The sequence below is a fragment of the Chryseobacterium sp. DT-167 genome, assembly GCF_058310155.1.
Map to the genome: position 1 here is coordinate 14070 of NZ_JBZEEQ010000009.1, position 20024 is coordinate 34093.

23 protein-coding genes are annotated in these 20024 nt (G+C 34.6%); 12 read left to right on the forward strand and 11 right to left on the reverse strand.

Annotated elements, in window-relative coordinates; translation table 11 throughout:
* Positions 1-3 precede the first annotated feature (3 nt).
* Complete coding sequence (locus tag AC4FQ5_RS12670; protein WP_491143826.1) at positions 4-201, reverse strand: KTSC domain-containing protein; 198 nt, start codon at positions 199-201, stop codon at positions 4-6.
* A gap of 116 nt (positions 202-317) precedes the next feature.
* On the reverse strand, positions 318-1388 hold the full coding sequence (locus tag AC4FQ5_RS12675; RefSeq protein ID WP_491143828.1) for a DUF4407 domain-containing protein: 1071 nt from the start codon (positions 1386-1388) through the stop codon (positions 318-320).
* 228 nt (positions 1389-1616) lie between these two features.
* On the opposite strand from AC4FQ5_RS12675, the gene AC4FQ5_RS12680 reads away from it, so the two are divergent.
* Together AC4FQ5_RS12680 and AC4FQ5_RS12685 are read left to right on the forward strand one after the other, a co-directional pair.
* A complete protein-coding gene (locus tag AC4FQ5_RS12680; protein ID WP_491143830.1) occupies positions 1617-3512 on the forward strand; it encodes a zinc-dependent metalloprotease in 1896 nt (631 codons plus the stop codon).
* Positions 3513-3566: 54 nt separating this feature from the next.
* The gene (locus tag AC4FQ5_RS12685) at positions 3567-4013 is read left to right on the forward strand and encodes a hypothetical protein (RefSeq protein WP_491143832.1); all 447 of its coding nucleotides are present in this window, start codon (positions 3567-3569) and stop codon (positions 4011-4013) included.
* Position 4014: 1 nt separating this feature from the next.
* Here AC4FQ5_RS12685 and ruvC read toward each other — a convergent pair whose 3' ends face one another.
* Positions 4015-4569 carry a crossover junction endodeoxyribonuclease RuvC gene (gene ruvC / locus AC4FQ5_RS12690; protein ID WP_491144092.1) on the reverse strand — a complete coding sequence of 185 codons (555 nt, stop codon included), beginning with the start codon at positions 4567-4569 and terminating at the stop codon, positions 4015-4017.
* An 89-nt stretch (positions 4570-4658) separates the two neighbouring features.
* Between ruvC and AC4FQ5_RS12695 the strand changes: the two genes are divergently transcribed.
* Entirely contained in the window at positions 4659-5138 is a 480-nt protein-coding gene (locus tag AC4FQ5_RS12695; RefSeq protein WP_491143834.1) for a hypothetical protein, read from the forward strand.
* A 2-nt stretch (positions 5139-5140) separates the two neighbouring features.
* Positions 5141-6505 carry a M64 family metallopeptidase gene (locus tag AC4FQ5_RS12700; RefSeq protein ID WP_491143836.1) on the forward strand — a complete coding sequence of 455 codons (1365 nt, stop codon included), beginning with the start codon at positions 5141-5143 and terminating at the stop codon, positions 6503-6505.
* A 50-nt stretch (positions 6506-6555) separates the two neighbouring features.
* On the opposite strand, the gene AC4FQ5_RS12705 is transcribed toward AC4FQ5_RS12700, so the two are convergent.
* Complete coding sequence (locus tag AC4FQ5_RS12705; protein ID WP_491143838.1) at positions 6556-7083, reverse strand: 2'-5' RNA ligase family protein; 528 nt, start codon at positions 7081-7083, stop codon at positions 6556-6558.
* 88 nt (positions 7084-7171) lie between these two features.
* On the opposite strand from AC4FQ5_RS12705, the gene AC4FQ5_RS12710 reads away from it, so the two are divergent.
* From AC4FQ5_RS12710 to AC4FQ5_RS12720, 3 genes are read left to right on the forward strand one after another with little or no spacing between them, the layout of a single operon-like run.
* Positions 7172-7495, forward strand: coding sequence for a PadR family transcriptional regulator (locus AC4FQ5_RS12710; protein ID WP_491143840.1), 324 nt, complete (start codon positions 7172-7174; stop codon positions 7493-7495).
* Positions 7492-8103 (forward strand): hypothetical protein, encoded by a 612-nt coding sequence (locus AC4FQ5_RS12715; protein WP_491143842.1) that lies wholly within the window; start codon positions 7492-7494, stop codon positions 8101-8103. The genes AC4FQ5_RS12710 and AC4FQ5_RS12715 overlap by 4 nt, the downstream gene beginning before the upstream one ends.
* A gap of 11 nt (positions 8104-8114) precedes the next feature.
* On the forward strand, positions 8115-8840 hold the full coding sequence (locus tag AC4FQ5_RS12720) for a hypothetical protein (protein ID WP_491143843.1): 726 nt from the start codon (positions 8115-8117) through the stop codon (positions 8838-8840).
* 61 nt (positions 8841-8901) lie between these two features.
* On the opposite strand, the gene AC4FQ5_RS12725 is transcribed toward AC4FQ5_RS12720, so the two are convergent.
* The gene (locus AC4FQ5_RS12725) at positions 8902-9612 is read right to left on the reverse strand and encodes a Dph6-related ATP pyrophosphatase (protein WP_491143844.1); all 711 of its coding nucleotides are present in this window, start codon (positions 9610-9612) and stop codon (positions 8902-8904) included.
* A 108-nt stretch (positions 9613-9720) separates the two neighbouring features.
* Here AC4FQ5_RS12725 and AC4FQ5_RS12730 point away from each other — a divergent pair, with 108 nt between their 5' ends.
* A complete protein-coding gene (locus tag AC4FQ5_RS12730; RefSeq protein WP_491143846.1) occupies positions 9721-10335 on the forward strand; it encodes a tetratricopeptide repeat protein in 615 nt (204 codons plus the stop codon).
* A gap of 65 nt (positions 10336-10400) precedes the next feature.
* Here AC4FQ5_RS12730 and AC4FQ5_RS12735 read toward each other — a convergent pair whose 3' ends face one another.
* The gene (locus tag AC4FQ5_RS12735) at positions 10401-13766 is read right to left on the reverse strand and encodes a methylmalonyl-CoA mutase family protein (protein WP_491143847.1); all 3366 of its coding nucleotides are present in this window, start codon (positions 13764-13766) and stop codon (positions 10401-10403) included.
* A 221-nt stretch (positions 13767-13987) separates the two neighbouring features.
* Here AC4FQ5_RS12735 and AC4FQ5_RS12740 point away from each other — a divergent pair, with 221 nt between their 5' ends.
* The 4 genes from AC4FQ5_RS12740 to rpsB all read left to right on the forward strand — a co-directional run bounded on the left by AC4FQ5_RS12740 (position 13988) and on the right by rpsB (position 16274).
* Positions 13988-14320: a hypothetical protein gene (locus tag AC4FQ5_RS12740; protein ID WP_491143849.1), complete on the forward strand. Its 333-nt coding sequence runs from the start codon at positions 13988-13990 to the stop codon at positions 14318-14320.
* Positions 14321-14475: 155 nt separating this feature from the next.
* Positions 14476-14931 (forward strand): 50S ribosomal protein L13, encoded by a 456-nt coding sequence (gene rplM, locus AC4FQ5_RS12745; RefSeq protein WP_047445148.1) that lies wholly within the window; start codon positions 14476-14478, stop codon positions 14929-14931.
* A 5-nt stretch (positions 14932-14936) separates the two neighbouring features.
* A complete protein-coding gene (gene rpsI / locus AC4FQ5_RS12750) occupies positions 14937-15323 on the forward strand; it encodes a 30S ribosomal protein S9 (RefSeq protein WP_047445146.1) in 387 nt (128 codons plus the stop codon).
* Positions 15324-15506: 183 nt separating this feature from the next.
* On the forward strand, positions 15507-16274 hold the full coding sequence (rpsB, locus tag AC4FQ5_RS12755) for a 30S ribosomal protein S2 (protein ID WP_047445142.1): 768 nt from the start codon (positions 15507-15509) through the stop codon (positions 16272-16274).
* A gap of 75 nt (positions 16275-16349) precedes the next feature.
* On the opposite strand, the gene AC4FQ5_RS12760 is transcribed toward rpsB, so the two are convergent.
* From AC4FQ5_RS12760 to AC4FQ5_RS12780, 5 genes are all read right to left on the reverse strand, one after another.
* Positions 16350-16760, reverse strand: coding sequence for a DUF6759 domain-containing protein (locus AC4FQ5_RS12760; protein ID WP_491143852.1), 411 nt, complete (start codon positions 16758-16760; stop codon positions 16350-16352).
* Between the two features lie 2 nt (positions 16761-16762).
* Positions 16763-17488, reverse strand: a complete 726-nt coding sequence (locus tag AC4FQ5_RS12765) for a DUF6759 domain-containing protein (protein ID WP_491143854.1) — start codon at positions 17486-17488, stop codon at positions 16763-16765.
* Between the two features lie 15 nt (positions 17489-17503).
* Positions 17504-18181 carry a tRNA (guanosine(46)-N7)-methyltransferase TrmB gene (trmB, locus tag AC4FQ5_RS12770; protein ID WP_491143856.1) on the reverse strand — a complete coding sequence of 226 codons (678 nt, stop codon included), beginning with the start codon at positions 18179-18181 and terminating at the stop codon, positions 17504-17506.
* Positions 18182-18278: 97 nt separating this feature from the next.
* Positions 18279-19061 (reverse strand): DUF6759 domain-containing protein, encoded by a 783-nt coding sequence (locus tag AC4FQ5_RS12775; protein ID WP_491143858.1) that lies wholly within the window; start codon positions 19059-19061, stop codon positions 18279-18281.
* A 169-nt stretch (positions 19062-19230) separates the two neighbouring features.
* Complete coding sequence (locus tag AC4FQ5_RS12780) at positions 19231-20019, reverse strand: hypothetical protein (protein ID WP_491143859.1); 789 nt, start codon at positions 20017-20019, stop codon at positions 19231-19233.
* Between the last annotated feature and the right edge of the window lie 5 nt (positions 20020-20024).

Below are 20024 nucleotides of genomic sequence, written 5' to 3' on the forward strand. Positions count from 1 at the left end.
TAATTAAGATATTTTTCTGAATCTGAATTTTCGTTTGATAACTGCATTCAGAAACTGTCCTTTTGATTTTGCCGCTCTGAATTTCTCAAAAATCTCCTGCGGAACTTTTAAGTAATCATAAATCGAGCCTGACTGATATATAATTCTTAATATTTCAGTTTTGGGGAAATAGAAATAATGATTGACGACACTTGAAGGCATAGTTTGTTGTCTGCAAATAATATTCCTTTCACAAGATTTAGAATAAATTTAATGTTTAGATTTCATTGATTGAAACAAAAAAGCCTTTCAGTTTTATTGAAAGGCTTGTATTAAAATTATTTTTTGAGATTATCTTTAAAATCATCGATCCGGAAATCGGTGAGGTAATTGCCTTTTTCGATTTTTTCTTTTGAATATAATCTGAAGTCATTTTCAGTTTTTTCTAAAAGATAATCATAAGGTCCTACTTGTGAAATCAACTTCACTAAAACTGGAGAAATCTCAAGACAGATAAAGAGTCCCATAATAAATGCAGCAGCTGTTGCAATAATGGCTGAGTTTTTTCCTAATTCATCCAAAGCCTGAAGTCTCGCTGCAAAACCATTAAATTTATCCTCAATAGTTTCTGTGGATTTTCTTTCAGTTTCCAGATTGGTGTAGACTTTAGAAATTTCTTTATCTAGATATTCCAATCTCGGAGCGGTCTGTTTCTGGTAGTTTTCAAGATCAACCCTGCGTTGTTCTTTTAGTTCCTGTTTTCGTTTGGCATTGGGCCCGAAGCCTTCTTTCCCGCTTGTCAAATCTGACTGTTTTCCTAAAATTTCTTTCTCTAATTCCACAGCAGCAGAATCGTACGACTTCTGATATTGAGCGATTTTTTCTGAAATTTGTTTTTTCTCTGTATCAAATGGACCGCTTTGTTGCAGAATTCTTCCGCTCATCTCGCCCTGAAGCTGTTTTTTGTTTCTCTGAATAATGGTATTCAGTTGCTTATTCACTTCCTTTTCGAAAATTTTAAGCTCTAAAGGTTTCGAAATAATAATTCCTAAAAATGTAGCCAAAATCAATCTCGGGATTGACATCAGGATCTGGTTCCACCAAGTACCTGTTTTTTTAATAGATGAAACAATATACCGGTCAAGATTAAAGATCATTAATCCCCACAAAATTCCGAATCCTACGGAAATCCAGAGGTCATCGAATACGGTATACATTGCGTAACCTGCAGAAAGTGTGGCGAATATTGCTGTAAATAATACGATACCGCCGATACCGGAGAATTTATTCCATTCGCTGGGCGTTTTTCTGAGGATATGAATGTTACCCCCTGAGCAGATCATCAGAAATTTCTGAAACCAATTAATGTGATGACTGTTCTGATTTATAGTTTGTTGAATGTTTTTCATTATTGAAAATTTATACAAAATTAGTATTAAAAATCATACCGTTGTTACAAATAGTAATATGTTTTGCCAAGTATAGAGAAATTGCTATTCAAATGTTTAAATTTTAATTTAATATCTATTAATTAATGTTAAATATTAAGGTATTGTTAAATTTTATCACTTTGTATAATTAATAATTGGTAAAAAAATGATAGGTTTGCAGCCAAATATTTAAAAATAATAGGAAAAATGAAAAGAATCAGTACCATTTTAGTACTTATGTTTTTTATTAATTCATTTTCGCAGGATTTACATAAAGACTGTGGATTTGATGTGGTAATGAAAAGAAATGATGAAAGATATCCCGATTTAAAAAGGAAAAGAATAGAAGCTGACCAAAAATTTTATGATGATAAACAATCTCTTCTTACAAAATCTGGGGCTACAACATCATGGAACGGACTTTATACAGGGCAAGTTTATGAAATTCCTGTCGTAGTACATGTTATAGAATCCCAAGCTGCGGCGAATACTAATCTTGCAGTTACTGATCAGGAAATTATTGATTGGATTGGCAGAGCAAACAGTATGTATGCCACAACTTTTGGTAATGGTTTCTATCCGGAGGGGAATGGTCCTACAGGAGGAGCAGTAATGCCTTTCAGACTTGTATTGGCAAAAAGATCACCGAGCTGTATGCCAACTACAGGAATCATACGATACAACGGAAGCACAATTCCTCTGTATGATACGAGAGGTGTAAGAATGTCAAGTAGCAGTGGTGCAAGTGATTATGCTATCAAAAACCAGCTGGCTCCGCATTGGCCGGAAAATTCTTATTTTAATATTTATGTAGTAATCGGTTTTGATGGGCAGCAGCAATTATCATACGGATTAATGGGATATGCAATGTTCCCGGATTCGTATGATTATAGTTACGAAAGTTTCATGAAAGTTGCAACAATCAAGAATACTAATGATACAACGCTTACTCATGAGCTGGGTCATGCCTTTGGTTTGTATCATACCTTTCAGGGGGTTGCTTACACCAACCAAACCAGCTGTCCTGTAAACAATAATTGTGCAACAGATGGTGACAGAGTGTGTGATACCTCTCCATCAAGAAGTATGTATGGCGTGAATGTTCCAAATAATAATGCCATCGATCCTTGTACAAGTCAGAATTATGACGGTACACAGTATAATATTATGAATTATACAAATGTTGAGCGAAAGTTTACTGACGGGCAACGTGACAGAGCAGTTTTGATGATGATGGAGTACAGAAAAAATCTTCTTAATTCATTAGGAGCCAAAGATCCGGCGACAATTATTCCATCACCGGTTTCGGTAGTAAATGCACTATGTAATCCTGCAGGTATTGTGAATGCTGCTAATAATAATTTTGCGATCGGACCGTACAGAGTGGTTTTCGGAAATATCAACAGTCTTACAAACGGATATGATTCTGATGAAGCCAATCCTGTTTATTATGCAGATTATGCAAATGCAAATTGTATACGACCTGCTTATGCTACAGAAATTCCGGCTACAACTGCAACTCCTTTGAAGGTAACCTTTATGAATGGTTTTAATCAGGCAGATAAATTCAGAATTAAAGTCTGGATTGATTACAACAATAACGGATCTTTTGAAGATGCAGAATTGGTTACCAACACTTTGTCTGGTGTTATGACAGCGGGTGCGGCAAGTACGCTGACTGTGAATGTCATTCCATCAGCAACTGCAGTACAAAATACATATTTAAGAATGAGAGTTGGGGTTGATGCTGCTACATTAAACTCTGCGGTTCTTCCGGAATTTACAGCTTGCTCTCAATTACAATACGGACAGGTTGAAGATTATGCAGTTAAAGTATTGGGATCGTTATCAACTTCTGAGATTAAAAATCAATCAGAAACTAAGATTGTTTATGTAAAAGCAGACAACAAACTTCAGCTTTTTGGTAACAGCAATGCTAAGTTTGGTGATTATCAAATCTATGATATGAGCGGAAAACTGATACAGAAAGGAAATGCTAAAACAAATGAAATTCAGATCAACCAACAGTTAACTAAAGGAACATACATTGTCAGTTATGCTGACGGCGATCAAAAAGGATCAAAGAAATTCCTTAATAATTAATTGACAAGAAGCCCTTTTTTTAAAGGGCTTCTTTTTTATATCTAAATTAGCAATATGAAAAAATTGTTGAGCATATTATTTTTTAGCTTACTTACAATTAGCTGTCAATCACAGAAGATTACAAATAACACAACAGATGAAAATAAGGCAAAATTTTTCTTAGGTTCCTGGAAGTTTGTGCAGAAAAACTATAAAGACGGAAATGAAACAAAAATTTATCCTCTTCATGAATGTATGAAAGAATACGAACTGGTTTTTAAAAATGAAAATCAGAAAACACTGATGACTAAAATATTTGCGACAGGTAAAGACTGTAAAATCAAGAGCCAGTCAGATGATTTTCCTGTTACAATCAGTGAAAGTTCTGTTTCTTACACAGAATATGATCTTAAGAAAAACGAACAGTATAAGATCTACTCACAGAATAAGTTTTCAGTCATTTACAATGATATTATTAATGGAAAGGTGACCGAAATTGAAGACGTTTATCAAAGAAAATAATTTACTTCAACCGATCAGGATTTTGCTTCAGAAAGCTATCCCATCCCGTGTAAGACTTGGTATCAGCAATCGTTCCTGAATTAAAATGATGACAGACGGCAACTGCCAATCCATCAGAAGCATCAAGATATTTGGTGGGAAATTCTTTTAAATTTAAAAGGCTTTGAAGCATTCCCGCAACCTGTTCTTTACTTGCATTCCCATTTCCGGTGATGGCCATTTTTATTTTTTTTGGAGAATATTCAGTAATAGGAATATTTCTGTGAAGACTTGCCGCCATTGCAACACCTTGAGCGCGGCCTAGTTTCAACATCGACTGTACGTTTTTACCAAAGAAAGGAGCTTCCAGTGCTACTTCGTCCGGATGAAACTCGTCAATAAGAGCCAATGTTTTGTCGAAAATATATTTAAGTTTTGTTTCATGGTTCGGATATTTTTTCAAAATAAGCTCGTGAATAGAAATCATTTCCATCTTCCCCTTTTTCACCGAAATCAGACCAAAACCCATAATGGCTGTTCCCGGGTCAATACCTAAAATTATTTTCTCTGTTGGAATCATTGGGTCAAAGATATAACATTCTTCATTTTTATTAATTATTTCAATCAACATATCCATACTTTTTATAAATTAGTAAAAAAACTACCATGATAAAGTTGATTAGTATATTGACTGTCAGTATTTTGTTTCTTTGTGGAACAAGTCACATCAAAAGCCAGTCTCAGACTGTACAAAAAACAGGTGTTCAAAGCAAAAATCAAATTTCTTATTTGTTTTTTAAGATCTATAAAGACAGTTCCGGGTCAGAAAAAATTTCTTTAGTGGAAAGAAAAACCGTTCAGGGGAAAATGAAATCAATACCTTTTTTTAATGCTGATGAAGTAAAGAACGGTGATTTATTGATCACCTTGGCTGATTCGAGAGGAAAAGAAATTATAAGACAAAATATTGAAGATCCTTTGAATCCTGAATTGGAAAGCTTTGGTGATAAGATGGAACGACACAAATTGAAACTGAACGAAAGTGAATTTAGCATACGATTTCCATATTCCGAAGAGATAAAGTCTGTGAAAATTGAAAAAATCACCGATTCTACGAAACAATTACTTTTCACTCAAAACTTTTAATCATGAAAAAATATTTATCGATTCTTTTGATGAGCAGCTCATTTTGTTTTTCGCAGACATTTGACACTGTACCATTATTACAAAACGGATCAAATGATAAACGAATCAATATAGCGGTTTTAGGAGACGGTTTTACTTTGGCTCAGCTTCCAGCTTTCGTAACTTCGGCGCAAAGTACTGTTGATTATCTGTTTACAAAAAGTCCTTATACGGAATATAAAAATTATTTTAATGCTTATGCTGTAAAGGTGATTTCTGCTGAAAGTGGTGTAAAACATCCCGGAACCGCAACAGATGTTAATGAACCGGTAATTCCGATATCAAATCCCAATAATTATTTAGGATCTACGTTTGATGTGAATGTTCACAGATGTATTTACAGTAATACCACAAACAAAGTTGCTCAGGTTTTGGCGGCGAATGTTCCGGATTATGACATTACTTACGTTCTTGGAAATTCTACTGAATATGGTGGTTGTGGGGGAACTTATGCTTTTGCATCATTAGCTTCAGCTGCAAACGAAATTGTAGTGCACGAATTAGGGCATTCTTTTGGAAATTTAGCCGATGAATACTGGTTTTCGGGTACCGGAGAATCTCCCAATAAAACCCAGAATTCAAATCCCGCCACGATAAAATGGAAAAACTGGGTGGGTCTGAATTCTGTAGGTATTTTTCCTCATGCTGAAAGCCCGGCATGGTTCAGACCGCATCAAAGTTGTGAGATGAGGTATCTCAATCAGCAGTTTTGCTCAGTTTGTAAAGAAAGAATCATTGAAAAAATCCATACATTGGTTTCTCCGGTAGATTCTTACACTCCTGCAAATACAAGTACAGTCAATGCAAATGCAAACGTTACTTTTACTGTGAATGAAATCCTTCCGATTCCCAATACATTGGTTAATACATGGACTTTGAATGGAACGGCTTTAGCTGCAACTACAAATACATTAACAATCACCCCGGCTCAATTGAATAACGGAAACAATACCTTGCTTTTTTCGGTGACAGATAACACAGCTTTGGTGAAAACCGACAATCACAGCGCTGTGCATTTTACCAACGTTTCCTGGACTTTAAACAAAACGACTTTAGGTACCGCAGAAATAAAAGCGGAAGAAAGAAGATTTACAATGTATCCGAATCCTGCAAGTACAGAATTTTTCATCAGAGGAAAATCGGATTTTTCTAAAGATTTAAAGATTAATCTATATGATGCATCCGGAAAAATGATTCCCGCAAAATTTGAGTTGAAAGATGTTGCAACGGTCTATGTGAATATTCAGAATCTACCTTCAGGAGTTTATACGATAACAGCAACTGAAAATAAAAATTTAATTATTTCTCAGAAAATTATCAAAGAATAAAATTTTTAGATATAATTAAAACTAAAACCGGCTCGAAAAAAGTCGGTTTTTTAATGCTGAGAAAGTTTCTTTTCTGCAATTGGAACCCATTTTCCGTCGTGACGAAGAAGTGTGATTTTATCAACGAGGAATTTAGTTTTAAATTCTTTTTCTTTATAAATTTCCCAGGCATTCAGATAATTTTCCCAGGTCAGATCTCTGTAACCAACCGTAACGTGAGGATTAAAAGAATAATTTTTAAAATTAAATCTTTCTTTTACCTTTAAATATAATTCCGGTAGACTTTGATTTTCTTCCGGTTTTAAAAATAAAACAGGGTTTTTGGGATTCGGAAAACTGCCGAAACCATTTAATGTAATTTCAAAAGGTGAAATGTTGGTGTCAATTTTTTGAAAAGCCTCATGAATATCATTTTCTAAATCCAATTCTCTTTCGAAAGGCGGAAATAAAGTGATATGCGCATCATTTTTCAATGCTTTGGAATTACTAAAATTTAAAGCTAAATCTTCCTTAAAAACCTTTACCTCATCAATAGTTTTCTGAGGCGGATAAATAGCAATGAAATACATTTTTTTCATACTATAAAAATAAACTTTTTAAAATTATTGAGTAAAATTTTATACATAAGAAAATTATACATAGATTTGTTATGTATAAAATCAAAAATTGAAAAAGAACAGTCTTTATAAAGGAACATTACAAAACATTATTTTGAAGTTACTTTCAAAAGAGGTAAAAATGTATGGTTACCAAATGACTCAACGTGCAAAAGAACTGACAGAGGGCGAGCTTGAAATGACAGAAGGTGCACTTTATCCTTTGCTGCACAAGTTGGAAGGTGACGGTTTGATTACTTCTGAAATTCAGAAAATCAACGGAAGAGACCGGAAATATTATCTTTTAACAGATAAAGGAAAAAAACAGCAGGCTACTCAGGAAGCCGAAATGAAAACCTATCTTTTTAACCTTAATACTATTTTCAATATATGATCAGCATTATTCAACAGCAGGAAATCAAATCTTTTCTTCAGAAAAGAAATCTGAGTCCCGTTATTTCTAATGAAATTTACGATCATTTTATTGTTCAGATTTCAGAACTTATGAAAAATAATCTGAGTTTTCAGGAAGCATTTCTCAAAACAAAACTCGATTGGCAATCTGAACTGGAGATGGTAAAAGCAGATCTTTTTTCGTTCAAAAAAATTGCGAAAATTGAGAAAACCGTTTTACAGTCGAGATTCAGAAATATTATTCTTTCATCAACAGTTTTTACGATGTTTGGATTTGCGGTATTATTTTTTTTGAATGATTATTTTTATCTGATGCAGATTGGTCTGTTGGTGACACTGGTTTGTCTTCTTCTTTATAATTTTATTTTCAAAAAAATGAAATTCAGAGAGTATTATGAGTTGAGCTTTCATCCGTTAATTTTACAAAACCTTATTTTAGGATCTGTTTTGTTTTTTGGAGTAGGCTATTTTACTCAAAGTACGAATTTTTGGGAAGTGGGGATCAACAAAATATTTCTGATTTATGCAATAGCAGTACAGATTCAATTATTGTATTTCAGAACTAAAAAAGTAAATGTTTTATTATAAAATTTACAATAATGAACTCTGCAGAAGAAAAAGAAATTGATGATTACCTGATTCTAAACAGACTTCCGCTTGATATTTTGCTGGAAGTGCGTGATCATATGATTTCGCAGGTTTCAGATGTTCAGATCAGGGAAAATCTGAGTTTCGAAAAGGCTCTTTTTAAAACTAAAATTGCCTGGGAGTCTGAATTTAAGATGACGAAATATTTCTTTTTTTATAAAGAAGAAATTCCTGTGATTGTAAAGAAAATTATTAAGGCAAAATATAACAGTATTTTTAGAAAATCTTTGGCGATTGCATCTTTGCTTTTTGTCATCAATTTACTTGTGATTTATCTTTCTGAGACACAGGGATTTTACAGTGTTTTGTTTAAAATTCAAAACGGATTGGTCTTTTTAGTACCTATTACACTATGGTTTTTGTACTATAAAAGAAGAAAATTTTTTAAAACAGATTATAAATACAAAGGGAAATTATTTTATACGATGTACCAGCAGAACATCAATCTGCTTATAGTATGTCTATTCTCAACAGGTCAGCTTATGATGCGCAACGGAGGTTCGACTTTTCAATTTTTCAAAACAGGTTTGCCTGTTGATGCCGTTTCTGTTTTATTGACACTTCTGATTCCTTTTATAACCCATATAATTTTAATTTTTGGAACCATTAATTTTCTTGACCATAACAGGACTTTAGATAGAATTTATAATTTCATTAAAGTTTCGGAAGCTGATTAGGGTTCGAAAATTATTTTTCCTTTGCGCTTCGTGGGGAGTATGAAAAGTAAATCTTCGGATTTTATTTTGAAATCAAATCACAAAACCAGAATACATATTCTTCATTCTCTTCATTATCATTAGCCTTCGGTTTTGAGTAAGTTTTCTTTACAATTTCTCCAATTTTGAAACGAATTGGATTTTTAAAAATCGGTCCATCAAAAGTAAACGTATGAAATTCTCCGTTTTCTCCGCAAGGATCAACGTTATCCGGCAAATCATTAATGAAATCCTTATTAATAATTCTTCCCGCAAAGCTTTTATCCAAATAAGTTTCGTTTACACAAGTTACAATCGTTTTGAAACCTAAATCTAAAAACTCGTTGATGAGGTTGGTTGTATTAATCTTCCAAAGTGGGAAAACGCCTTTCATTCCGATGGATTGTAATTGATCTTCACGATATTTTCTTAAATCTTCCAGAAAGATATCTCCGAAAATAGAATGAGTAACGCCTTGAGATTGTATTTCCTCCATTGTTTTGCTCATAATTTCTCGATATTCTTCCATAGAAGGCTCTTTTGGAAGTTCCATTTTAATTAAAGGAATTCCTAAACTTTCAGCCTGTTTTTCTAATAATGAAACGTGAACACCATGCATCGAGATTCTTTGAAATTCCTGATTTATGCTTGTCAGCAAAGAGGTAACTTCAAATTGGTTTTCTTTTAAAGTTTTGTATAAAGCTAATGCAGAATCTTTTCCGCTGCTCCAGTTGAAGATGGCTTTTGGTTTCATTGAAAAATATTGATTACAAATTTAATTATATGAATCTGTAATTTCAATAATTATTTATTCTTAAATTATCTCTTAGGTTTTTCTATATTTGAAAATATATATTTCGAAATGAAACAAATATTCATTCTGACTTTTCTTATTGCAAGTTTATTTTCCTTTGCTCAAAGTGTTAAAGTGCTAAGGCAGGAAGCCGTTAAAGCGATCAATAATAATGACTTTTCAACAGCTAAAACTTACTATGAAAAAATTTTAGAGAAAGGTCATAAAACCTGGGAGACCTATGTTCTTTTGGGAGACTGCGAGTTTAAATTAGGTAATGTTGATGCAGCTTGGAATTATTATCAAGAAGGGTATAAAAAAGCTAAGGTTCAAGATTATGCAACTATAGATATTAGAACAGGAACTATTTTAATGCAACAAAAAAAATATGAAGATGCTTGGGTGAAATTTCTAAAAGTAGAAATTACAAGACCAAACGATCCTGTCGCAAAAAAATTACAGGCAACTGCTCTGTATCATATGGAGAAATATAATGATGCATTATTTACTCTCAATCAAGCGGAAAAGTATGATGATTCTGACTTAGAAATTAAATATTATAAAGGTCTGATTTTATTTAAACAAAATAAAATTGATGAAGCTTGTGAAAATTTCAAATTAGCAAAAGACTTAGACATTCCTGATCTTAAAATCTTGACAGCACAACATTGTAGCAAGCCCTAATAAAAGAAAAAGCCGTAGAAATTTAATCTACGGCTTTTTTATTTAAATTGTCTGTCTGACACGGACTACATATTCCGTCTATACTTACCACCCACTTCAAACAAAGCGTTGGTAATCTGCCCAAGCGAACAATATTTAACGGCATCCATCATGACATTAAATAAATTTTGTTGATTGATTGCTGCGTGTTGTAGTGTTTTTAAAGCGGCTTCAGATCTGTCTTCATTAGATCTCTGGAAATTATGAAGTGTTTCAATCTGCACCTGCTTTTCTTCCTCAGTCGAACGGATTACTTCTCCCGGACGAACTGTTGGTGAACCGTCTTTTCCAAGGAAAGTATTTACCCCGATGATCGGATATTCTCCTGTATGTTTCAACCATTCGTAATGCATCGATTCTTCCTGGATTTTTGAACGTTGATACATCGTTTCCATTGCACCAAGAACACCACCTCTTTCTGTAATTCTGTCGAATTCTGCATAAACAGCTTCTTCTACCAAATCCGTTAATTCTTCAATAATAAATGAACCTTGAAGCGGATTTTCGTTTTTCGCTAATCCTAATTCTTTATTGATGATCAACTGAATCGCCATCGCCCTTCTTACAGATTGCTCAGTTGGAGTTGTAATTGCCTCGTCATAAGCATTGGTGTGCAATGAATTACAGTTATCATAGATCGCGTAAAGTGCCTGTAAAGTTGTTCTGATATCGTTGAAATCAATTTCCTGTGCGTGAAGCGAACGTCCTGAAGTTTGAATGTGATATTTCAACATCTGGCTTCTTTCGTCTGCTCCGTATTTCAGCTTCATGGCTTTTGCCCAGATTCTTCTTGCCACACGTCCGATCACTGAATATTCAGGGTCGATCCCGTTGGAGAAGAAGAATGATAAGTTTGGTGCAAAATCATTGATATTCATTCCTCTTGACAAATAATATTCAACATAAGTGAAACCGTTTGCCAGTGTAAATGCCAACTGAGAAACCGGATTCGCACCCGCTTCTGCAATATGATAGCCTGAAATAGAAACCGAGTAGAAGTTTCTTACTTTTTCTGTGATAAAATATTCCTGAACGTCACCCATCAATCTCAGGGCAAATTCAGTAGAGAAAATACAGGTATTCTGAGCCTGATCTTCTTTTAAAATGTCAGCCTGAACGGTACCACGAACGGTCGCGATTGTTTTAGCTTTAATTTCAGCATAAGCTTCAGCAGGGATTACTTCATCCCCTGTGATTCCTAATAATTTTAACCCTAAACCATTATTGGAAGGAGGTAATTCACCGTTATATTTTGGTCTTTCTAAGCCTTTATCGTCGAATTTTGCTTTTAAAGCTTTTTCAACATTAGCTTCAAGTTTGTGCTCAGCAATATATTTTTCAACATTCTGATCAATGGCAGCATTCATAAAGAAAGCCAGCAGCATTGGCGCCGGTCCGTTAATGGTCATTGAAACAGAAGTCATTGCATTCACCAAATCAAATCCTGAATACAATTTTTTAGCATCATCTAATGTTGCGATAGAAACACCCGCATTTCCGATTTTACCATAAATATCCGGTGGTAGGGCAGGATCTTGTCCATATAAAGTTACAGAGTCAAACGCTGTTGATAAACGTTTAGCATCCATCTCCGCTGAAACGTAGTGGAATCTTCTGTTGGTTCTTTCAGGACCTCCTTCTCCGGCAAACATTCTGGTTGGATCTTCTCCGGTTCTTTTGAAAGGATAAATTCCGGCTGTGTAAGGGAATCCTCCAGGAAGATTTTCCTGACCTTTCCATTTGATCAAATCACCCCAATCGGTGTATTTTGGTAAAGAGATTTTAGGAATTTTTAAATGTGATAAAGATTCCGTTGAGGTTTCAACTTTAATTTCTTTTCCACGAACGAAATAAGAATAAAACTCAGCTTTGAAAGCTTCTTTCGTATCATCCCAATTTTTTAAGAAGTCGATATTTTCCTGTTGAAGGTCTTTTTCGGCTTTTTGATATTCTGTATCTAAAGTTTCATTGGAAAGGAAACTTTTTACACCTTCAATGTGATACATTTTTCTGGCTAATTCAGCCTGTTTTTCAACGTTGGCGTCGTACTGTCTGTTATTTTCAACGATTTCAGAAAGGTAACGGACTCTTTTCGGTGGAATAATCGTGATATCTTCAGAAACTTCCTGTTCAACAAATCCTTGAAACTTTGGAGCATTGTCACCCTGAGCCTGTCGAAGGGTTTCGTTAACTTTTTCGATTAATCTATTATATAAATCAGTTGTTCCGTGGTCGTTGAACTGAGATGCTTTCGTTGCATAAACCGGCATATCATCCAACGGACTTTCCCACAACAGATGATTTCTCTGGAACTGTTTTCTTACGGCTTGAAGTGCATCTAAAGCACCACGTTTGTCAGATTTATTCAAAGCAACTAAATCTGCATAATCTAACATGTCGATTTTTTCCAACTGCGTAGAAGCTCCATATTCAGGAGTCATCACATACATTGAAACATCAGCAAAATCCGAAACTTCCGAACCTGATTGTCCGATACCCGAAGTTTCCAAAATGATAACATCAGGATGAGCCAATTTCAATACATTCAATGCTGAATGAATGAACGGAGAAACAGAAACGTTGTTTTCTCTTGTCGCCATCGAACGCATATAAACTCTCGGATCATTGATCGCGTTCATACGAATTCTGTCTCCCAACAATGCACCTCCGGTTTTCTTTTTCGAAGGATCAATGGAGATGATCGCGATTTTTTTATCTGTATTGGAACGTAAAAAACGTCTTACCAACTCGTCTGTCAAAGAAGATTTTCCGGCTCCACCTGTACCTGTGATACCGATGATCGGGATATTTAAGTCTTTAGATTTTTCGTCAATCGCTTTTACCAATTCAGGCTTTTCTTCTGAGAAGTTTTCAACCGCAGAAATGATTTTAGCAATGCTTGTTGAGTTTTCAAAACTGATAGAATCTAAATCTTCAGCCGTCACATCTTTTCCTGTTGCGAAATCTGATCTTTTTACCAAATCATCGATCATTCCCTGCAAACCAAGTTCACGGCCGTCGTCCGGAGAATAAATTCTGTCGATTCCATATGACATAATATCTTCGATTTCTTCTGGTAGAATTACACCACCACCGCCACCGAAAATTTTGATTTGCGGAGAGTTTTTTTCTCTTAAAAGGTCGTAGATGTATTTAAAATATTCGTTGTGACCGCCTTGGTATGAAGTTAATGCAATGGCGTTTGCGTCTTCCTGAATGGCAGTGTTTACCACCTCTTCAGCTGATTTGTCGTGACCAAGGTGGATAACTTCGCATCCTGTTCCCTGAATGACACGACGCATGATATTAATCGCAGCATCATGACCATCGAATAACGATGCAGCAGTCACGATTCTTACTTTGTTTGTTGGAGTATATTTTTGGGTTTCCATATTGATTGTAGAAAATTTCTAAGTTCCCAAATATAACAATTTAATAAAAACTTATTTTAAATATTCAAGATGTTGATTTTTAAATATTTAAATAAAATTTTAGAAATGAAAGTTTCCTGTTTTGACTTTTATAATAGCTGCGCCAAATTAATCACCTAATTTAATTCTTATAGTTCCCACTCAAAATAAAATTCGTTATTTTTGCATTATATTAAAATAGTATGCAGAGAGCATTGATGTATTTTGCCTTGGGAACGGTTCTCAGTTTCGTGATCAATTATTTTTTCATGAGCAGTGAAAATATCGCTTTGGATATTTTTTATGCAGTTGCTTTCGGCTTGGCTTGGGGATTATCTTATTATCTGGATACACCTAAATTTACTTTAGTTCAGAAATTGCTCAGTTCTTTCGCTGCAATGGGGCTTTTGGTCTTAATTGGTTCGCTGATATTTAGCCTTGAATTGGCAATTCCTGCCATTCTGAAATTCTCTACAGTCTTTGTAGCGTATTATTTGATTGCAAGTTTCAGGGCTAATAAGTCTTTGCGTAATTAATATTGAGTCAAAAATTCTTCTTGAGAACATTTAAATCTGACCATATATATAGATGCAGATTGATTAAGTTTAAATATGTTTTCACAATCTAAAAATAATTTGTACCTTTGCACACCCTTATGGGGAAAATTATGTTTAATCTTTAACTAAAACGTGTGAATACATTAAGTTACAAAACTGTTTCAGCGAACAAAGCTACTGCAAATAAAGAATGGGTTGTGGTAGACGCTGAAGGACAACCGTTAGGAAGGCTAGCTTCTAAGGTTGCAAAGATTTTGAGAGGTAAGCACAAAGCAAACTTTACACCTCACGTAGATTGTGGTGATAATGTTATTGTTTTGAATGCTGGGAAAGTTACCCTTTCCGGAACCAAGTGGGAAGACAAGACTTACATTTGGCATACAGGTTATCCTGGAGGTCAAAAGTCTATGACGGCTACTGAACTTCTAAAGAAAGATTCTTTGAAAGTATTGGAAAAATCTGTAAAAGGGATGCTTCCAAAAACTAAATTAGGATCTGCTTTGTTCAAAAACCTTTATTTATATGAAGGAACTGAGCACAAGCATGAAGCTCAACAGCCTAAAACACTTAATATTAACGAATTTAAATAATTAATATGTCTATAGTTCACAAAATCGGAAGAAGAAAGACTTCTGTAGCAAGAGTTTATGTAAAACCAGGTTCTGGTGTGATTACAGTAAACGGTAAAGATGCTGCAACTTATTTCTCTACAGACGTAATGGTTTATAAATTAAATCAGCCGTTTATCCTTTCTGAGACTGCAGGTCAGTATGATGTTACCGTAAATGTTTTCGGTGGTGGTAATACAGGTCAGGCAGAAGCTATCAGATTAGGTATTTCCAGAGCGCTTTGCGAAATCAATGCTGAGTACAGATTGTTATTGAAGCCTGCAGGTTTACTTACAAGAGATGCAAGAATGGTAGAAAGAAAGAAACCAGGTCAGAAAAAAGCAAGAAAGAGATTCCAGTTCTCAAAACGTTAATTTTCAGACTTCAGATTCAGGATATCAGATTTCAGAATTTTTTCTGTCTGTTGTCTTATATCTGAAAGCTATTTATCAAAACAAAAAAATTGCCCGTTACGTTTAGCATCCAAACACTTCTCCCATCTAAAGAAGTTGTTGATTGTTTAAGAAACGGAAAGTAAACTAACAAAAACAGAAAACATGGCAAAAGCAAATGTAAAAGACCTTCTAGAGGCTGGTGTACACTTCGGTCACATGACTAGAAAGTGGAATCCAAATATGGCTCCATACATTTTTATGGAGAAAAATGGTATTCACATTGTAGACTTACATAAAACAGCTGTTAAATTGGATGAAGCGTGCAGCGCTTTAGAAAAATTAACTTCTGCAGGTAAAAAAGTTCTTTTCGTAGCTACCAAAAAGCAAGCGAAAGAAGTAGTTGCTAAGCACGCTGCTGAACTTAATATGCCTTATATTACAGAAAGATGGCCGGGAGGTATGTTAACGAATTTCGTTACGATCAGAAAAGCTGTAAAGAAAATGAACTCTATCGACAAAATGAAAAAAGACGGTACGTTCGAAACTTTATCTAAAAAAGAAAGATTACAGGTTGACAGACAAAGAGCTAACTTAGAGAAAAACTTAGGTTCTATCTCTGACATGGTGCGTCTTCCTTCTGCAATCTTCGTTGTAGATATCATGAGAGAACACATCGCTGTAACTGAAGCTAAGAAATTAGGTATTCCAGTTTTCGGTATTGTTGATACAAACTCTGACCCAAGAAAAGTAGATTTCGTTATCCCAGGAAACGATGATGCTTCAAAATCTATCGATATGATCCTAAACGTAGTTTCAGATTCTATCAAAGAAGGTCAGTCTCAGAGAAAAGCTGATAAAGAAAAATCTAAAGAAGAAGGAGAAGTAGTATCTGCTGATAAAGATGCAGATTTCGACGCTGCTGCTGAATAATTAAGGTTTTATCTTTAAAATAATAAAATCCGCTAAACTTGTTTAGCGGATTTTTTATGCTTTAATTTAAATATCTTAATCTGAAAGCTTTACAGAATAAGAATCTGAAATGAATTTCGAGGTCTGATAAGAAGATGTACAAACCATTCCTGAAAGCTTATAGGTCTGATTTTTAGGAATCATTACAGAACCGATTTTTCCTTTACCGATCGGGATTCTTTTAAAATAATTATTTCCGCTCACGGTTAAAACCATATTGCAACGTGAAGTATTTTCTACAGTTAATGCTGTTTTTGGGCTTTCCGGTGCTTCACCATTCAACAGATAAGTCAGCACTTCCGCAGTTTCAGATTTGTATGTTTTTAAAACTTCCTGATATTCCCGTTCTGTGTTTGACGAAGAATTTGAGCCGGGATAATTATTGTATGTGGGAACACAACTGTTTAATATAAATACAATTGCTGAGCATACAAACAATCTTTTCATATTTACTTTTTCTTCTTTTTTTGTTTGGCTAAATTAGTCTTTTTTACTGGATATTTTTCGTCTGAATCCTTTCTTTGATTACTGTTTAAAGCTAAATTTTTATTTTCATTAAACTGTTTATACTCAGGATTATTGATCACGACCTGAATATTTTTCCTGATCTGTTTTTGTGAGGTATATTTTACATCGCAGACATTTCCGGAAATAGAGTAGTTATCTTTATCTAATACAATAAAATTTTCGTTGTGAGAAGGAACAGCGAGATTATAAAACTTTTTACCATTGATTCTTAAAACCATATTGCAATCAGAATTGTTTCTGAAAAGCAATATCGCTTCATTGCTGCTGATGTCTTCATTGAACATCGTATTAAGCAGTTTTATGGTTTTCTCCTTATGCTCAGAAGCCGTTTCGGCGATTAGCTTTTTAAACTCTTCAGAGTCATCAGATAAGCCCTTTCCTTTCAGTTTTTGGGGAAATTCAGTAATGATGGGGCGAACTTCCATTGGTTTGGCTGTAAGAGCGCCTTTCGTCCATTCTTTATTTTTGAGTGCAATCAGCTTAGACTGCAAAATATGCTTTTTAGGATCTTCGGGATGTGCGTTTTTCAAATATTCTTCAATCTCAGTAATGTTTGTGTTTTTTAAAATATCATCCTGATTTGTGGTTTGTGTTGAGCAGGATAAGGTGAGAGAGAAGAATAAAATGATGAGGGAATTTTTTTTCATCAAGTTATTTTTTCATTAATTAATTCTGAATTTTATATAAGTTATTGTTTTTCCTTTAGCAGAAAAAAGTTCTTCGTAATAGGTTCTGATGTCTCTTAAATGAGGTGTATTTGGGTCATATTCCAATGCTCCGTAAATATCATGGTGAGCTGAGATAATTTCGTAGCCTGCGCCCTGCAGATAGCCCAAAGTATACCCATGCAGAAATTCTGAATCGGTTTTGAGATGAATGATCCCGCCTGGTTTCAGGAATTTTTTATATCGTTCAAGGAAGTCTGGGTGAGTCAGTCTATGCTTTGTGCGTTTGTATTTAATCTGCGGATCCGGAAAAGTGATCCAGATTTCGTCAACTTCATTTTCAGCAAAAAAATAGTCTACCAATTCGATTTGGGATCTTAAAAAAGCAACATTCTTCATTCCGCTTTCAAAGGCTTCTTTTGCTCCAAACCAAAATCTGGCACCTTTGATGTCAATTCCGATAAAGTTTTTTTCAGTAAAAGTTTTGGCAAGTCCTACTGTATATTCGCCTTTTCCGCAACCTAATTCTAAAACGATAGGTCTGTCGTTTTTAAAGAAATCTTTTCTCCAATTCCCTTTGAGTTCAAAACCGTTAATGGCTTCTTCTCTTGTCGGTTGAATAACGTTTGGTAATATTTTATTTTCTGCAAATCTTGCTAATTTGTTCTTGCCCATGTTTAAATATGAAATCTGGCAAAATTAGCAAAAATAACACAGAGTTCGTTGTTATTTAACGCTAAAAAGAAATGGCCCAAATCTGTTTTTTGGGAAACTACTTTTTTGATGAGCTTCCCAATGCAACCATAAGCGGTTTTTGGATAGTTTTCTGAGAAGCATACTGAGCACCGCAAACAATACTTGTCAATAGGTAATCACCTTTTTGTATTACCAGAGAATTATCACCTCCGGCAGGAACCGGAAGTCGGTATTTTGTAGTTCCGACACCTTCAATTCTTACGATAATATTGCAATCTGATTTATTTTCAATCATGATGATGCATTCTTTTGCGTTGGGATCATTATCGAATAAGGAATTAAGTATTTTAACCGTCTTATTTTTGTGTTCGACGGGATTATCCGCCATCAGCATATTAAATTCTGAAGCTTCTGTATCGGCAATTGCTGTGGTGGTTTTGGCTACTGCCGGAGACGCTACAAAAACATTTTTTGGTGAACTCGGCGTGTATACAACAGCTGACTGACCAACCTGCAGCTCTCGCTGATATTTTGCAATCTGTTTCTGCTTGATGATGGCATTCATCTCATCAAAAGTAATTTTTGTAGATGGTTTTCTTTTGAGCATAGCCAGCCAATCCTGCATCTGTCTTACTTTCTGATCACCAGGAGCAGCATTTTTGATGTATTCTCTCATCAGATCCATCACTTTGGGTTTCATCACCGATCTTCTTGGGTCATCAGGATGAGCGTCTCTGAGGAAAGCATTGATTTCGTATATGTTTTTACTTTTCAAAATGTTGCTGTAATCTTTACCCTTTTTTTGGGCTGAAAAACAGATAAACATCAGTGTAGTAAAGACTAAAAATATTTTTTTCATTTAAATATTACATTAAGGTCTGAAGTGATTTTCTTCAAATATGTTTTATGTAACGAGGGAATCGTGATTGGTTTAACGCCAATAAAATTAAACATATTTTTTATAGATTGTAAAATAAGACGGTTAAATTTTTTTAAGATTAGGCAGATTTAAGCTTAAAGCAGATATTTTATTTAACAACCTCCTGTAGATGTGAATTTCTCAATCTCCGCTGGTAGATCGGAATGTACTTTTCAATCGGAAGCTTTATAGCTTCAAAATTCCCGGTCTGCACATATACTTCTACATTCTCTGAAGTGTAGACGAATTGAAGAAAATTATCAATCAGATTTTCAGGAATTTTAAATCTTGTGAAATAGTCTTTTCCCAGATAATTTTTGATTGAGGTTACAGAATTGGTCATTCTTTCGTAAGCTACATAACGCTGTTTTTTCTTTCTTTCTCCGGATAATATATCAAATATACTTTCTAAACTGAAAGTAAGACCTCCATCTCTCAAACCAGCGACAGGAAGTTGCGGCGGAGTACCATCACCTTTGGGTTCGGGAAGACCTATCACTTTTTTCAATGCATAAGCTTTGTCTTCTTTTCTTAGTGAATTGACATCATATCTTAAATTTCCTGTAGGGCGGAAACGATTGATCACTACTTCCTGGATGTCGTGATAAGCTACTTTCAGCTCAACTAAATTACGGTTGCCGAAACTTTGTGGTGAAAGCTTTACATCTTTTCTCTCAGTAACGATGGATGTAAAACGGATGATATCCTCTGGATTTGCCTGAATGGTAAAATCCCCATTGTAATTGGTGAGTACGGTTTTATAAGTGGTAAGATTGGTCACATACACCTGATTAAGATACAATACTGAATTGTCTCTTAAAAAAACCTGACCCGAAAAAATCTGTGCATTAATTTTAGCAATAAAAATCAATAACAATAGGGTAATTGCTTTCTTCATATAAT